Origin of the sequence: Barnesiella sp. ET7, assembly GCF_024733785.1 — a bacterium.
Classification (GTDB): Bacteria; Bacteroidota; Bacteroidia; order Bacteroidales; family Barnesiellaceae; genus Barnesiella; species Barnesiella merdigallinarum.
On sequence record NZ_JANRHM010000007.1, the window covers coordinates 166,742 to 182,499 of the forward strand.

The following is a 15,758-nucleotide window of genomic DNA, read 5'->3' on the forward strand; positions in this document are numbered from 1 at the left end:
CTTAGCTTACTATGATATCGTTGTCATCATTGATATACCGCATCAGTTGCGCCTTGAGCGACTGCAAGTAGCGGTCTACATCGGCCTCGGTGTGCATCGGTTCGGTGGTATGCGTATTCAGACGGACAATCTTCCGCACACGCGGCCTGGGCTGTGGAGGTGCTGGTTGTCCGCCGTCATCGTGTACCGAGCCGCCCCCATTGTCAGGCGGTGTCGGAGGCGTATAGGGCTTCGAAGGAATGGCGGCATTGATGCGGTGCATCTGTTCCTCGTAGAAAGACGACGTATCGGCATTGGCCTGCAGGGCATAGAAGTTGTTAGTGCCCGTATTCAGGGAAATGGTGGTGTCGCGACGAGCGAACTTGTCGCGGCTCACGTGCATCTCTCCGGCATACTTCTCCAGTTCGTCGAACACGGCGTTGTAGCGGGCGGTGACGGTTTCCACCAATTCCTTGCGTTTCTGCTGCAGCTGTGCCTCTATGGCCTTCCTCATCTTAATGTAGGCAGGCATCTTCGTCCAAGGTTCTTCATCGGTACAGATGGCACGCAGAGCGGCGACAGCCTCTTGTCCCTCAGCAGGAAGAAAGTCGAAGTTGTCGCGGTTGTCATCAATGAATTTGCGTACCCCGTTGTAGCGGTCGAACTGCTCGCCGTAGAACATGTTGATGCTCTTGCAGCGGTCGAACAGACAGGCGGCTTCGTCACGGGCGGCAATGATGGTCTCGAAGAACTTTTGAGGGTCGCGCACCGTGAGCCATTGCTCCATCAGCATAATGGCCTCGTCGATGGTATGCGCGAAGGGGCATCCGTCGATTTTACGTGAAAGGTCGCGATAGTTCTTCAATAGCTGGTTGAGCGCACTGTCATCGGTCTCCTTGCAAGCCCGGAACAGCTCCGTGCTGTCGTTGCTGCCCTTCACGGAGACCACGTTGAAGATGTGCTTCCACGCCTCGATGAATGCGTTGAGCAGTTCCTGCGAGATGGCCTTGGCCCGTTCGACGGTGAACTTCGCGGCATCGCGTACAATGTTCCGGGCCGTGTCCTCACGGCTCACGTTGGGGTTGCCCATGTAGTTGTAGGCATAGAGATGGCGGCGCACCAGCTCGTTCAAGAAATAAATGGTGGCGAAATCGCTCCAGCCGTAAGGTACACGGGCAAACTGGCGCAAGGTATCGGCCACAGTGACATCGTGCGGCTGGCGGTCGAGCCAGTTCTTCACCTTCTCTTCCGCCGCAGTGGGAGTCACAAGCAGACCCGGATCTATCGGGCGGAGTATCTTGGCTGACAGTTCGGGGTTGGTGCGTGGCACTTCCCGATTGTCTGCGAGCTTGGCGAATGGATAAAGCGTCTCCATGTGTCGAGCCAGGAGGGTTTTGTAACGCTCAGCCTTCCGTGCCGTTCCCGTCTCGGAAGGAGAGAGGGCATTGGCGCAGGAGATGACGGGACAGGTGTCGAGCATCTGCTGGAACTGGGGTTTGATTTCCTTTTCGTAAAGTTCCTTGGCACGTTGCTTGAAGATTTCCTTGGTGCGCTGGCGTTCCTCGCTGATGGCAGGCTCTTGGGCGAACCGTTGCACCCGGCAGTAGTAAAGGAAATTGGCGCGGAGTTCCTGGTTCTCCTTGAACAACGGGTAAAGGAAGAACACCAAGTGGGTGCCTTGCGGACTGTTGTTCAGGCTGAAGGCATACTGGTCGGGGTTGTCCGTGCTGGCCGTTGTCACGAAGTCCACTTGGATGTCCGCATTATTACTGAGGTAATTCCGTCCGTCGATGCTGATGCCCACCGTGAAGGAACGGGTGGCGAACTGCTCCTTGTTGGACGGATTGCCGAAATGGGCGAAGAAGATATTGCGCAGCTCGTCGCTGTAGGTGTTGCTGTCCACCTGCTGGTTCTTGATAATCTGGGCCACCTTCGACTCTTCCTCGGTAAAGAACTCGTAGATTTCGCTACCTGCGTCGGTCTTCACCTTCCGGATGACGGCCTTGTCGATGAGATAGGCCAGGACGGCAGACACTTCCTGCTTGATGGCCGCCTTGCTGGCATCCATTTTCGACATGAGCAGGGTGACCACATTGTCGATGGTGGCGGAGAACTGCTGCTTGTCCTCCTCCTTCAGGTTGCATATCATGAAGAGGATGTAGACCACGCGGCGATAGAACGCCTGTTTCTTCTCGTCCTCGATGACATCGAGTGCCTGGCGTGCGTTCTCGAAAGCCCGCTGTCCCAAGTGCTGCATGGAGCCTTGTACCATCGCGCCAAAGAACTTGTCGAACGGGATGAACTCGCCCACCTCCATGTCCTGCGTCTCACGGGCGATGGAATAGGTAATGTTTATGAGCGAACGCTCGTTGCCCTTCACCTGCTTGTCCACATAGTTCATGGTCTCGAAGGAATCGAGCACCTTCTTGATGAGCTGGAACTGATAGGGTACGAACGGATAGTAAGCCACGAAGTTGTCCTTGTCGCGATAGGTCTTGTAGGTGCTGGGCAGGACAAACTGCGCGTCGAGCTTGGCCTTGTCCTTCGCATACATGTCGGCCAGCATCACTTCCGCTTCGCCTTTCTTGTCGAGGATACGCTTCTGCGTGATATATTCCGGCGAAGTGCCTTGCAGGGAAGCGCGTACCTCGAAACGTCCGAGAATCTTTCCGACCTCATCCTCCGGGTTGGTGGTGCTGCCGCCCACGTGGCTCACCACCTCTTCCAGTGTCTGTTGGGCGGTGCAGGCTATCCATACCCGCGACTCGCAGACTTCTTCCAACCGCTTGACCAGCGATTGGAGTTGTAGCAGGAGGTCGCGGTGCTCGCCAATGAACTGGCTCACCTCATCGACAAAGAAGAGCAAGCGGAAGTTGCGGTTGTGCTTGGCGTCAATATATTCCTTCATCTCCGCCGCAAACGATTCCACAGATACGTTGATGTCGTTGTTCAAAATCTTAGTGCGGATGACGTCGGTGGCCAGCGTGGGGTCTACCTCCTTGGCCATCTGCAAGGCCAGGTCTAACCGCCCGGCGGCAAAACGTGAGATGTTACGTTCCCAATCATAACCTTTGGATTTCAGATAATCCTTGAACTCGCCGAACTTGCCGTCATCGTCCAACGCCTTTTCCAGATACTGCGCCAAAGCGAGGTTGAACGAATTGTAGCCACGCTGCGCGTTGAACTGGTTCCAGAAGATAGTGGTGAATGCCTGGGCCTGGTTGGCGTTGGCATCGTGTACGTCGCCGATGTTGAACATCACCATCTGCACATCGGCCTGCGTGGAATACCATTTCTTCAACGCCTGGATTTCAGAAAGGGAAACGCCGTGGTCGTCGAGCTTGGTCATGCCATTGGAATTGCGCATGATTTCCTCGATGGCTTCTTCCAGACGCATGAAAGCCATTTCGCTGTAATGGGCATTGAGGCAGTAGCTGACATATTTCAGGAAGTGGGACTTACCCGTACCGAAATAGCCGTTAATCCAAATGCCTACGTGGCTGCCTTGGTTCTGGCGGATATTGACCAGAATGTCATAGAGGTTGATGACGATTTCTTCGGTGAACACGTATTCCACGATTTCAGTCATCACGGTATCTTCACTGAGGTCGGATGCCGACACAGCCGGATTCACTTTGCGATCGAGACCTTTTGAATATAGTTCTTTGAATTTCATATCGGAAGCGTTATTTGTTGACTAATAAGATGGCACGGTAGGTATGGGAATCCTCCAGTATGTCGAACAGACTGAAGGAATTTCCCTCCTGATGTCCCGGATAGAAGAGGATAATCTTATACCGCGAGGTATCATTGTATTTCTCGTACCGGGTGAGAAACACGTTGGTACGCAGGTAAGGGAACATCTTGCCGATGCCGTGGATGAACACGTAAGGCTTGTTGTAGCCGTCGTTCAGAGCCATGTGGGCTTCAATCTTATCGCGCACAAAGCGGATGAAGTTGTCGGAATTCGCCTCCGAAGTCAGTTCCGTGGTCACCATGTCGGGATGGAGTTTGTCGCCCTCGAACGTGTCTTCCAGCAACGACGTATCGCCGAACTTCTCATTTTGGAGATACTCGCAGAACACACGGAACAAGTCAAGCACTAGGGCGTTGACAAAGTTGGTGGGACGCTCCAGCTTCTGCTTGAACTCCTGTATCTGCCGGCGCATCTCGTATTCCTGGCTGGCAGGATACTGGTATATGTAATAGTTGTAGAAGATGTTGCCGCTCTTTTCATCGAGGAACAGCGGCGAACAAAGATACTCATACAACTCGTCTACGGTCATTCTCTTCATGGCAAATGGGATTTGATTTCGTTAATCTCATACGGATAAAGGAAACAGGCTTCCAGAAACCATTCCTCGCCCGTATGGATGTAATAAGCCGATTCTTCCGGACAGGGCCTGACCGGAGTCAGCTCGTCCGTTTTCTCCTGCAGCAGTCCGGTCTGCCGCAGGATGGTCAGATAGCAGCTGGCACATTTCTTTTTCGTGGCAGCTGACCAGCCGTCCACAAAAGCATCGTGCGCGGAGATTTCGTTGAACTCCATCTGTATGTCGTCAGCCGTGAGCTTATGGTCAATGGAGTTCCACTTCTTCATGGCCACATTGACATGAAAGTCAAATACGAGCTTATAGGCTTTCAGGATGGCATAAAACAGGCCAGCCCTTTGCCCTGCTTCGCTCCAATGCTGCCATTCTCTCCAGAATTGTGCCGGTACGGCTGCATAACGCCGCTTGAATTCCACAGCAAAACGCTGGCGCGAGGTGCGGGAATTGACTTGAAGGATCTGGTTGTTTTCAACCTCTTCCTTCAACAGCCTTTCAGCATCCGCACTCATTAGGACGGGAAGGATGCGTTTGAACTCATAATAGAGAAACGTGCATCCCGTCAGGGAAGTATATGGACTATTGTTCTTTTGCATACAAATCATTCCTGGCGTATTAAATCATTTACTGTCACACCGAGGCATTTGGCAATCTCGATGAGGGTTTCCAAGTTGGGTTGTGCACTGTTGGTACACCACTTTGAAATGGTTGCCGGGTCTTTGCCTAACTGCTCTGCCAGCCATTTATTGGTACGTTTTTTTTCGGCAAGCACCACCTTCAACCGATTTAAGTCTTTATTTTCCATATTGCATCAGTATGTATATGGCTACAAAGATAATAAAGTTACTACAAGAACATTCTAATATTGGAAAGAAACATCTGAATCAATCAAGAAAATGCTAATTTCGTCAATTATCTATCACTCGCTACTTCTTGTTTCTTTTCCCGAAACTGCAGTCAATAACATTTTGCGGACTTCTTCTGTCTTATGAATAAAGCCATCCGACTTACTCCGTGTCAATGACACCAAGCAAGTTCGTCTGACAGGAATTTACAACGGTTTGGGTGTCCCAATCCGTTGCTATAGAGAGAGCCTGCAAGACTCCACTACATTCCATTTCGCAGGCTCTCACAATGGCAACGGTATTTGGAAAACAGATTGGACAGGGATGCTATCCTATGAATAGGACTTGCTTTATGGAGTTTTTCTTAGCCACCTTTGGGCATCTTAGCCGGGTACGTTTTACCGTGCAAAACTACTGCGGACGGGAGAAATGTCAAGCACCGCCATGGGCTTTCGGCTGGAGGGCTTGACGGAAGCCTTCCGCAAATTTTCTCATTCCTCCAAAATTGGGGTATTCCGTCCGCACTCTCCGGCCTCATGCTTGCCTTATTCTCCCTTGTGTCCGCAGTGGCTGTTTGCACGTAAAAACGATCTTCCCGACCAAGAAGCTCAAAAGAGTTTCACAAAAGGGAAAAGTATCAGATTTCACCAACTCTTAAAAACAAGGATTTATGCGGACAAGAAGAATGACTATCGAGCAAGGCCGGAGAGTAGGCATAGACCGCTTTCCCAACTTCCACAAAAGCGGAAGCGTCAGGGGCATGAAACGGCTGTACTACGGCAAGGACTGCCTGTTGGTACGTTGTGGCAGCTACATCTACAATGTTTCCGCTGAACTGAGAATTTACTATCAAGCAACCATCTAAAACTTTTCAATTATGTATGAAACAGATTTTCCCGAATACGGGCAGCAATGCGAACTGGTCACACCGTGGCGTGGCTACCATCGCGGAACGATTGTGGGCAGGACTGCAAAAGGCTTTATCGTGCAGTTCAGCAGCGGAGCGGAAATAGAAGTGTATGACGACGAAATAGAATTTGACTGATATGAGCAGACTGATGACACCTCGGTTGGAGGAAGCCTTGGAAGGCTATCCCCTTTATTCCCAGGACGGCAAGGGAAAAGAAGCGGTTTGCCGTGCCATCTTCGCTCTTGGAGCGGTACGCTGGTTCATCCTTGAAGGTGAGAGAGAAGAGAACGACACTATCCTCTTTGGCATCGTGGTAGGACTTGCGGAGGACGAATACGGCTATATCTCTCTTAACGAATTGTCGGAAGTGGAGCTTGACCTTACGGCACAAGGCTTGGGTAAGCTACAAGTAAGGCTACAGGAGAATTTTACTCCTACGCCGTTAAAGAACTTGCAGGACTTCCGTCTGCAACAGTTCTTAGCCAGATTTGAACATTAAAATAACCCGTCAGCCGTGGTGCAATCAACCGAGTGCCACGGCTGACATAAACATCAATAACCATGCGAACGAGAAACAAGATTATAAAGGAAGTCATCAATGTGCAGAGGCAAACGGATGGCATGTGGATGCAGAGAAGCATCAGGACAAGAATATCGTCATTTTTGAGTTTTCCCAATTCACTCCTGCCGGACAGGATTTCTTCTTTTCTGCCACGATGCAAGGACGCAGCCTTGAAAGTCTGGTAAGCGATATGGAAGAGTATTACGAGGGTTTTGACGCTGATTCGGAAGCCTATCTATGGCTGGACGGTAACGGACACGGCAAAAATGGCGCACCTTACCGAATGAAGGATGTACTGGCCGACATGGAAGCGGCGGAGGGTATGGTCTGTAAACTGCTTGAAGCGGTCAGGGGGCTGGCAGATTGACCACGAATACAAACATGGCCTGCTATATCTCTATTGGTGTGGCAGGCTATGAAATTTTCATCCTATCTCCGTTTGCGCCCTTTCTTCGGGAGGCCGGCAGTCTTGTAGGCAATCAGGTCATCACCACGGAATTGTATTCTCTGGTTGTCCTGCATCCGGAAGAACGGCAACGGCCTTTCCGTATGGGTAATGTAATCATAGATGGTACATCGGTGTATGCCAAGGAAACGCGCCGCTTCACTCACCGAATACGACTGTTCCGGCTTTATCTCTGAAAAATGTTTGCATATATCCATATCCACTTTGTTTTGGCATTAAAGATACAATGCCGAAAATCAAAATGAAACAGGTTAAACATGGGAATACCACGTAGTTTGTAGGATTTTCAGGGAATATGTGTCCGTCTGTTCAGAAAGGTAATCATCTTTACATGAAATGGCAACGGGACAAAAATCTAAAAAACAGATAGGCATATATATTTCAGCGTTGACAAGGTTGACAAGAAAGCCAATGTACAAACTTGATTATACAGCTTACCAGAAATGCTTATTATTCAATACTTTATCTTTTTTTATAGAAATAAGAATAAATATAGATACGTGTGTTTTTGTCAACCATTGGCTACAAAATTCATAGGATTTTCAAAAGCGTCAACGCTTGTCAACGTTTGTCAACGCATCGTTTTTGATGCAAGTAACTGATACGATGCAACTTGTATCTTGTCAACAACGTCAATCCTGAAATGTGTGCAGATTATATTTTGAAATATGCCATAAAATAAAGGCCATCCATAGGATGACCTTAACGAGCATAATCAGATAAACTTGTTCAATTCTTCTACCAACAGATGTACGGTAGTGGAAGATTCTTCCATAGCCGGATTACCATGTGAGACATCGGCAAGAACGGCAGAGGCATTCTTAATGGCCTGCGACTGCAAGTGGAGCAATCGGTTATACATAATAGCCCCGAATCCTTCCGTCTTGGAATAGGGTATTCCTGAAAGCCTTGACAGCATGTCGGCATAACTGTTCCTGTGCAACGCCCCTTTGTAGAGATTGAAGTGCAGCAGGAACCAATATTCAAACGCCTGGTTGCTATAGGCCACCTTGAAACCGTTTTTTTCGGCCAGTGCAATGGCTTCATTGAAGTCCTTTGCAGGAAAATCGTCCTTGTCGAACACTACCCAGCACTGGTCATAAGTCCACTTCTTCTTTTGGTCGGCGTCACGGATACTAATGGCCTTGCTCACAAGACTGGTCGTGTTCATTGCCTGGCCTACCGCCTTTACCGTGGCGGCGGTCATTCTGAAGGCCTTGAAATAATCCGGCTCCGTGCGGACACCTTCACATACGATGAGAAACGACTGCTTTACTTCTCTCGTGCTTTGGCGGCGTGTCAATGAAGCGGAACGATGGTCTTTCGTTTTTGTCTTTCCCATGGTCATCCCTCCGCCGTAAATATTGTTTCCATATCACCTATAATGGGCGTGGCACCGAACTTACCTTGCAGGTAATCCCGCTCGAAAGGTGAACTGCCACGCACTTTATACTCGGCCAGCGAATAGGCTTCTGTCGCGCCGAAACTATCCTTTTGAGTGAACCATACCTGGTCTCTGCGGAACAGACCTGCACTGAGCAGGAACGTGTCATGAGTGGTAAACAGCAGTTGCGCTCCTTTGGGATTTGTCTCCGCCGAGTTGAAAAGCGTGATAATCTTGCGCACAAGCAACGGATGGAGTTTGGAGTCAAGCTCATCCACCACCAGACGTTTGCCATTGTCCAGCGCATCTATGATAGGATATGCCAAGGAGAAATATTTGATGGTTCCCTCGGATTCGTTTCCGTTAAACGAAAAGGCTACATTATGGGTCGCTTTTCCTTCATCATCGTACTGACGATGGCTGCTCACAATGCGGTTGTCAATCTTGGCTATGCTGTCTATGCCCAAATCCGCGTACTTGGCGAAGCGTACAATACGCTCACGCATTTTTTCATCGTCCAGATGCCTGATGGCTTGCGACCACATTTTCTCGTCCTCGCTACAGAACAGGACTTGTGTGTCGCCAAGCCAATGCAGGATATTGACGGCGGTCGTTTCGTTGAACTGGGCGGCAGTGGAGAGAAGAAGCGCGTTGCCGCGAACCATTTTCTTGTTGACCAAATCCTGTATCAACGGGCTTTTAGCATGAACGGTGGTTGTTTCCCCTTCGCGGTAGAATATCTCTACCTCTTTGGCACGTTTCCTGTTCATACGGCGGTAAAGCCATTCGGCATGTATAGCTTTGGGGGCTACCTCAAAGCCGTAACGGTAGATGTATTCACCGACGGCGAAGGTGGCCTCCATCATGGTCGGTTCATGGACGGTGGAAATGTTCAGGCGGAAGTTCTCCACGTCTATGCTTTCACCAGCCTGGCTGTTCTTGAACGAATCCATGATGAAGCGCTTGTAAAAAGCGATGGCCTTCAGCACATTTGTTTTTCCAGAAGCGTTTGCCCCATAAATCACCGCACTGCGCACGAGTGACAATCCCATGTCGGAAAGCGGAATGACATCGTTAGGTTCCGAAAGGGATTCCTTTAGCGTAGTGGCCACAAAGGATAGTTTAAGCTCATCCTTTACGGACAGGAAATTACTGACACAAAATTCGAGAATCATACATTTAACCTTGTTATTTGCTGATTTTTTGCAAATATACAAGTTTTCTTCCGTATTTGGTAAAGATAGCTGGATTTTCATATCTTCTGGATTTAATTATTTCCTTACTTTGAATTATTCAAAATAGACCCAATCGGGATTTTGCGGCATTCCAATCGGTATTTTTGCACTATTTTGGTCGGTACTTTTGTGGTAAAATGCTTCTCGAAACGCCTGTAGGCCACATATCCATTAAAATGGCAGTTCTCCTTGTGGCAGTTCATCCGTATTGCTGTTTGGCTTATCGGATTCAATATCCAAAACCTCCGTGTCGGCAACAACTTCCATTTCCAATTCTAAACCGAAGGCCTCCTTTAACTGTAAGTAGTCGAAACACAACGCTTTCGGACGGTTGACCTTGACTTTCTTGACCTGTTCGCCGCCTGATATCTCTATCGCGTAATCCGGCAGGCCATTTGGTAACAGTATGGTGAACCTGTCCTGCTTCAGCCCAAGGAATGACGGATGCGATTTGAGGTAGGACATGATGGTTGACCAGTTGGAGCGGTTGGCCGTGGCATTTTGGTTACGGCTATTGAACAGAGAGGCCACGGCTGCCATATTCAAGTAAAGAATGGGACGTGCTTCCATAAACTCGATTTCTTCCTTGCCCCCTAACGGACGGAAACTCTTCAGGTAACGGATGCGGTAATGCGCTTTCTCTACGCACTTACCCATCGTCTGGAAGCCTTGCAGCATGTTCCAGAAATCGGCAACTTCGGAACTTTCTTGGGCAAGCTCGTTCTGGACGCACATTCCTTTGACTGCGGTATCGAACAGGTCGGTATAGCTGAAAGGCACATCCAGCACGGTTTCCAACGTGCGGAACGTGGCCAAAGGAATTACCCAATTGCCGAAAATTCGGTCATGTATCGTCTCCTCTTCCATCTTGGTGGCCAGTTCCCGTTTTACGATGGAATAGGTGTCCGAAAAGTTCTTCTCGAACAACTCCCGGTGATTCAGTATCTCTATGGTCATGTGTGTCAGTCCCAAGTTGCACAAGGCTACCAAATCTTCATAGCGGCTTTTCTCCTTTTGGCTGAACGAGGTCTTGGAAAAAGCGAGAAACAGGACACGGGTGTAGAGTGCCATATCCTGCGTGGGCTTGTCCTGTCCGCAAAGGACCACGCCCGTACTGACTATAGTCTGTGCCGCCATACCGTCCGCACCCGTGTTTTTCTTTGTCTGGCCACCGCCTCCCCAAAGACCTTTCAAATAAGCAATCTTACGGATGTCGAGATCGTTCTTGTACTCGTCAAGTACCACGAGCGTATTGACCGCTTGTGAAACCCGGTCGTTCATGGCCGGTACGGAAGTGACACCGAGGTTAGGAGGGTCAACGCCGTGCAGGAAAAACGCCTGCAATGAAGTGGCAAGCGTTGTCTTTCCTGTTCCCTTCTCGCCGAATAGGTTGAGAATGGGGAAATGGCGTGTCCGTTTGAAAACGATGTCACGGAACAAAGTGGAAAGCAGGTAGCAGAAAGCAACGGTAGCGTTCTCGCCGAATACCTCCATCAGTTGTTTCACATAATCGTATAGCTTTATGCCGTTGCGGTTCTCGTGTACCATCAGACGCTCAAACTGGAAAATCTCCGGGTTATGAATGTAGATTTTGGACATGGCAGGAATGTAGTACGCCTTTCCGCTGACACCACGGACAATGCCTAGGTCATCCACAGCTTGAAATTTTCCATCAGCAAGAAGTCCGTTCCCAAAGGCGAAGAAGCCCTCTGTAGCGTTCCATCCTAATTTGCGCACACGTTCCGCCGTGTCTGTCTTAGAATACAGGTACTCCTTGACACGGTTGAGCTTGTCTATCTTGGCCAGCCACACATAGTTGCCCACGGAGCCGACCTTCTGTTGGAAGCTGTTCAACGAACACAATTCGGACTCCCTCAGCTCAATGACACGGCATATATTATAGGTGTTGCGCATACGGAAGATGCGTGTGCCGTTGTTCTCGTCCTCGATGTGAAACAGCGGTTCCATGATGAAGTTGGAAATCCTTGACGGCTCCTCATCGTCATCCCCGGTGGCGTAATAACAGTTCTCCCTGATGAACAGCCCATGCTGGCGAAGCAGTTCCACTTCACGCTGTCTCTCGTCCATTGGCGTAAGTTTATCCTGCCTTTTCCGCGCCTCTCCACGGGCTTGCGTTACGGCATCACGCCACAATTTGGCTTTTCCGTAGATTTTGGCCAGTTCGTCAATACACTGGTTAAACACCAGCTGGTCTTTCACATAGCGCATCAGGTCGGCTATCTCTGACACGCATTTCCGTTCTTCCATCAAAGAGTCCGCAACAAGAAAGCGTTTCTGTGCCAGCCAGACAATAAACAGCCTTTCTTTCAGTGAAGTGTAATCCTCCCGGCAATGAATGAAATTGTCTGCATCGTTCTTTCCAGGTTTCACATCCCAGCTGTTTTTACCGACGGGGATTTCGGCAAACGGCAGTTCCCTTACGGTTACATGGAAACCTTTCCTGACAGCGGCTGTCCCGTTTGCCATGACTGCCTCGAATCCCGGTCCGAAGGGTTTGCCTTCACTGACATCGGAATCAGGGATGAAGCATAATGAAGTGGTGTACTTTTTCAGTTGCTCAAACTGGCTGTCCGTCCATGCTGTACCCAATGCGGCCACGGTATTGTCGTAGCCGACGGACTGCATACGCAACACGTCAGGCGCCCCCTCCACGATGATGAAGTATTCCGCATTGCGTTCCCGACTCGCCCGGTCTATGCCGAACAGACATTCTCCCTTGGCATAGATCGCACTGTTTGGCGAATTGATGTATTTCGGTGCTTTCGGATTGTTCCCGATGTAACGGGCGGTATAAGCGATGATGCGCCCCCATCTGTTGCGTATGGGAATCATTATCCTGTGTCTGAACATGGTATACATACGACCGTCATCTCCGCGCCGGAGCAGCCCCAGCTCGAAAAGTACATCCTCGTCCAGTCCTTTTGTCCGGCAGAACTCCATGAACGCACCTCCGTCACGCGGCGCGTACCCGATGCCTGCGACCGAACAGAACTCTTCCGGCCATCTTCCGTAAGCATATTCACGGGCAAGGCGGCTTTCATCATTGTCTGGTGCCAGCAGACTACTTATAAAGAAGTCTTGTACATAGCCGAGCGTAGCAAGCAGCATTTCTTTGTGCCGATTTTTTGTAACTATCTCCTTGTCCTGCTCTTCCACATACTCAATAGTAATATTGTGCCGTCTGGCCAGGAACTCGATGGCTTCCATGAAGGAAAGGTTCTCTTTCTCCATGATAAATGTGATGGCATCGCCGCCACGGTTGCAGCTGAAACAGTGGAACAGGTTCTTTCCCGGACTGACAGAGAAAGAACCTGTCCGCTCCTCATGGAACGGACAAATGCCCATCAGGGTCGAGCCTTTCCTTGACAGTCTGACATACGGCTCCAATACATCCTCGATAGAAAGCTCCCTGACCTTGTTGATTGTTGACTCGCTTATCATAGGGTTGTCAGGAGTTTCCAACAATCAATTATGGACTGGCCGGAATATTTTGGCCGGCTGGCATTATCGGGATTAAGCGGCTTTATCAAGCCGCTGGCCTTATATTTTCTAAGCGTCTTGTAACTGACACCCAGTTCTGCGCAAGTACGCTTGACCGAATAAACCCCTTCCGGGTCACATGTTGGCACTAATTCTCTCATTCGCTATATTTTTTTCGTATGCCAGTTCCGTAGGTCTCATAAGTTACAGCACAGGCATATCCTGATATTGTTTTCTTATTTCTTTGCATCTAAACTATTTCTGTTTATACCAGAAGAAGTGTTGTCGAAATAGTCCTGTACCGTGCGTTGCAGGAGGCGGAGGTCAGCCGTCCTGTATTCCACTTTGCCGGGTCTCTTGTAGCACACCACTTTCCCTTGCCATCTCCATCTTTCGACATTCCGGCGGCCGAACATCTCATAAGCCTTTCTCTGGCTGACAAATTCCGGATCGGCATTGTCGGATTTCAGGTACTTGACAATCCTTGCCGCAAGGTCATTCAGAAATGTGTCATAAGGGATTAGACGGTCTAAAAACTGGAGGAACTGCATAGATCCAGGATTTACAAGGTACGCATTACGGTAATGGTCTGTTTCTCCCTGTCCGTCCGTGTCTTAAACTGACGGTTGTAGATGGCACCAAGTTCTGAGGCTTGGGTTCGGACGCTTTTCAGCCTGGAGATGTGGAAGGTGATTTCATCGCCAACTTCGAGCGCGACAAGCGCAGGACGGATTTTTTCCATGTTTTCTGCCATAATATTTGTTTGTTTAATGATTAATGTTTAACTTTGTAGTCGCTAATTCAATTTATATCATCGGCAAAATAACATAAAAAGGTTTATATAGCCAAATATTTGTTTGATAATTGTTGATTTAATATTGCAATTTAAGGTTTGACCCATGAATATAGACATAAAAGACGTACATGTGGGGCAGGCTATTGACCAACGCCGCAACGAACTCGGTCTTTCTAAGTCCGAGCTTGGGCGCAGACTTGGCATCCCCCAACAGCATATCAACCGCCTTCTGGAAAGGGAGACGATGGAGACCAAGCGGCTTGTCAAGGCTTGCAAGGCGTTGGACTTTAATTTTTTCGCCTTGTTCTGCCCGGTCAACCCCCAGATATCCGCATACCTCGCGGCAGTAGCATTGGACGGGGGAGATGCCAATAACAACATTGGCGATAGCGGACTTGCAGCCCAGCTTACCGCCGAACAGACCAAGGTGGAAAACTTGAACGGCACTATCAAGCTACTGAAGGAGCAGATAGATAGCCTGAATGCACAAATTATCCGTCTGGACTCCAATCTGAAGGACAAAGACGCAATTATAGAATTACTAAAAGAAAGGAGGCAAAATATGTAACATTGAATACTGTGGTCAATATGATGATTGGCACATAGTAGCGCAGAATGTTTACACCAATATCGGTAGTTATCTGGTTTTCAAATATATATTGCTATCATTTCGACAGCTATTGAGTTTGGATATTCGATGGGAACTCGATAAGAGAAATCAAATTCACGAGACTGTTTGCTATTTGTTTTCTACATAGTACATAACTCATTGAATATGAATATCTAATTAGAGTGGCGCAAGCTGCCATCGAGGATTAAGCGATTGTAGTAATTACTAAATAAAATTAGGCGGTAGGCTTTCATAGCTTACCGCCTGTTTTTATAACAACATGAAGTAAAGAATAAATGGAGAAAACTTTAATCATATTAGGTAATGGATTTGACTTAGATTTAGGGCTTAATTTATCTTTTGAGGCTCATTGTAACAATCCTCTTTGTTTTGCATACAAAGGAAAACGATGGAGTGATTTTGAAAACTATATACGAAAAAAAATTTTAGATTGGAGCTGCAATACACCCTATGATTTGAATCAAGCTAAAGAAATTAACAACGAATGGCATGCTTTCAAAAAAAGACTTTCTTATTTCTTTACTGACGAAACAACTAAAGAGCTACATATAAACGCCTCGTCTTGTGCGTACACGTTTTTGAAAAACATTTCGGAAAAAAGTAAAGTTTATACTTTTAATTATACTTATCCCTATGAATTCGTAGACCTTGCAATACGAAAAGAATTTATATTTGTTCATGGTCGATACGTTTATGATACATTCAAGGATGATTTCATGACATGGTCTCAGTCTCAGAACATGATTGTAGGTATAGATTATAAACGCATCCCTAATAACGTAAAAGACAATGAGAATCTTAAATGTATAATAAAGCAATTGAACAGTTCCTACACAAAAACGAACCTTGAAAATGATATTTTAGAACCTGAATATGTAGTTTTTTTTGGATTCTCAATGAGTATTCCAGACTCTGATTACTTTGACAACTTCTTCTCTGCAATATCAATTAGGCACACAAAATGTAAACAAATATATTGCATTACAAAAGATAAAAAGGCATTTAATCAATTTATAAGGAACATAGAAGAATTAGGCTTTAGCACAAAAAAAATCTGTTCTCAGGTAAAGATAACTCCTATCTACACACAAGATGGAATAGAAAATGAAAAGTTTAAACAT

The 15,758-nt window shown here is 48.0% G+C and carries 17 protein-coding genes; 6 read left to right on the top strand and 11 right to left on the bottom strand.

The window, feature by feature from the left end; all coding sequences use genetic code 11:
- Window position 1 precedes the first annotated feature (1 nt).
- Genes brxC through NW211_RS06385 form a run of 4 tightly spaced genes read right to left on the bottom strand, consistent with a single transcriptional unit; the run spans window position 2 to window position 5,112 of the window.
- Window positions 2–3,655, bottom strand: coding sequence for a BREX system P-loop protein BrxC (gene brxC / locus NW211_RS06370; RefSeq protein ID WP_258327305.1), 3,654 nt, complete (start codon window positions 3,653–3,655; stop codon window positions 2–4).
- 10 nt (window positions 3,656–3,665) lie between these two features.
- Complete coding sequence (locus NW211_RS06375; RefSeq protein WP_258327306.1) at window positions 3,666–4,274, bottom strand: DUF1788 domain-containing protein; 609 nt, start codon at window positions 4,272–4,274, stop codon at window positions 3,666–3,668.
- Window positions 4,271–4,903 carry a BrxA family protein gene (locus tag NW211_RS06380; RefSeq protein WP_249093420.1) on the bottom strand — a complete coding sequence of 211 codons (633 nt, stop codon included), beginning with the start codon at window positions 4,901–4,903 and terminating at the stop codon, window positions 4,271–4,273. Before NW211_RS06380 ends, NW211_RS06375 begins: the two co-directional genes overlap by 4 nt.
- Before the next feature lie 5 nt (window positions 4,904–4,908).
- Window positions 4,909–5,112 carry a helix-turn-helix transcriptional regulator gene (locus NW211_RS06385; protein WP_022384501.1) on the bottom strand — a complete coding sequence of 68 codons (204 nt, stop codon included), beginning with the start codon at window positions 5,110–5,112 and terminating at the stop codon, window positions 4,909–4,911.
- Window positions 5,113–5,822: 710 nt separating this feature from the next.
- Between NW211_RS06385 and NW211_RS06390 the strand changes: the two genes are divergently transcribed.
- From NW211_RS06390 to NW211_RS06405, 4 genes are read left to right on the top strand one after another with little or no spacing between them, the layout of a single operon-like run.
- Window positions 5,823–6,017: a hypothetical protein gene (locus NW211_RS06390; RefSeq protein ID WP_087250977.1), complete on the top strand. Its 195-nt coding sequence runs from the start codon at window positions 5,823–5,825 to the stop codon at window positions 6,015–6,017.
- Window positions 6,018–6,029: 12 nt separating this feature from the next.
- The gene (locus NW211_RS06395) at window positions 6,030–6,197 is read left to right on the top strand and encodes a hypothetical protein (RefSeq protein ID WP_022384503.1); all 168 of its coding nucleotides are present in this window, start codon (window positions 6,030–6,032) and stop codon (window positions 6,195–6,197) included.
- 1 nt (window position 6,198) lies between these two features.
- On the top strand, window positions 6,199–6,561 hold the full coding sequence (locus NW211_RS06400; RefSeq protein WP_087207570.1) for a DUF2958 domain-containing protein: 363 nt from the start codon (window positions 6,199–6,201) through the stop codon (window positions 6,559–6,561).
- Window positions 6,551–6,991 (top strand): hypothetical protein, encoded by a 441-nt coding sequence (locus tag NW211_RS06405; protein WP_258327307.1) that lies wholly within the window; start codon window positions 6,551–6,553, stop codon window positions 6,989–6,991. The genes NW211_RS06400 and NW211_RS06405 overlap by 11 nt, the downstream gene beginning before the upstream one ends.
- Window positions 6,992–7,053: 62 nt before the next feature.
- On the opposite strand, the gene NW211_RS06410 is transcribed toward NW211_RS06405, so the two are convergent.
- The 7 genes from NW211_RS06410 to NW211_RS06440 form a co-directional block, all read right to left on the bottom strand.
- The gene (locus NW211_RS06410; RefSeq protein WP_258327308.1) at window positions 7,054–7,287 is read right to left on the bottom strand and encodes a helix-turn-helix domain-containing protein; all 234 of its coding nucleotides are present in this window, start codon (window positions 7,285–7,287) and stop codon (window positions 7,054–7,056) included.
- A gap of 518 nt (window positions 7,288–7,805) precedes the next feature.
- Complete coding sequence (locus NW211_RS06415) at window positions 7,806–8,432, bottom strand: RloB family protein (protein WP_309249698.1); 627 nt, start codon at window positions 8,430–8,432, stop codon at window positions 7,806–7,808.
- A gap of 2 nt (window positions 8,433–8,434) precedes the next feature.
- Entirely contained in the window at window positions 8,435–9,649 is a 1,215-nt protein-coding gene (locus NW211_RS06420) for an ATP/GTP-binding protein (RefSeq protein ID WP_258327318.1), read from the bottom strand.
- Between the two features lie 231 nt (window positions 9,650–9,880).
- Window positions 9,881–13,171, bottom strand: coding sequence for a DNA primase (dnaG, locus tag NW211_RS06425; protein WP_258327310.1), 3,291 nt, complete (start codon window positions 13,169–13,171; stop codon window positions 9,881–9,883).
- Complete coding sequence (locus NW211_RS06430; RefSeq protein WP_022384515.1) at window positions 13,168–13,371, bottom strand: hypothetical protein; 204 nt, start codon at window positions 13,369–13,371, stop codon at window positions 13,168–13,170. Before NW211_RS06430 ends, dnaG begins: the two co-directional genes overlap by 4 nt.
- A 75-nt stretch (window positions 13,372–13,446) precedes the next feature.
- A complete protein-coding gene (locus NW211_RS06435) occupies window positions 13,447–13,761 on the bottom strand; it encodes a hypothetical protein (protein WP_258327311.1) in 315 nt (104 codons plus the stop codon).
- An 11-nt stretch (window positions 13,762–13,772) separates the two neighbouring features.
- Window positions 13,773–13,964, bottom strand: coding sequence for a hypothetical protein (locus NW211_RS06440; protein ID WP_087207580.1), 192 nt, complete (start codon window positions 13,962–13,964; stop codon window positions 13,773–13,775).
- Between the two features lie 145 nt (window positions 13,965–14,109).
- Between NW211_RS06440 and NW211_RS06445 the strand changes: the two genes are divergently transcribed.
- Window positions 14,110–14,574, top strand: a complete 465-nt coding sequence (locus NW211_RS06445; protein WP_022384518.1) for a helix-turn-helix domain-containing protein — start codon at window positions 14,110–14,112, stop codon at window positions 14,572–14,574.
- A 338-nt stretch (window positions 14,575–14,912) separates the two neighbouring features.
- The coding region (locus NW211_RS06450; protein WP_258327312.1) for a bacteriophage abortive infection AbiH family protein at window positions 14,913–15,758 on the top strand (846 nt) is incomplete at its 3' end.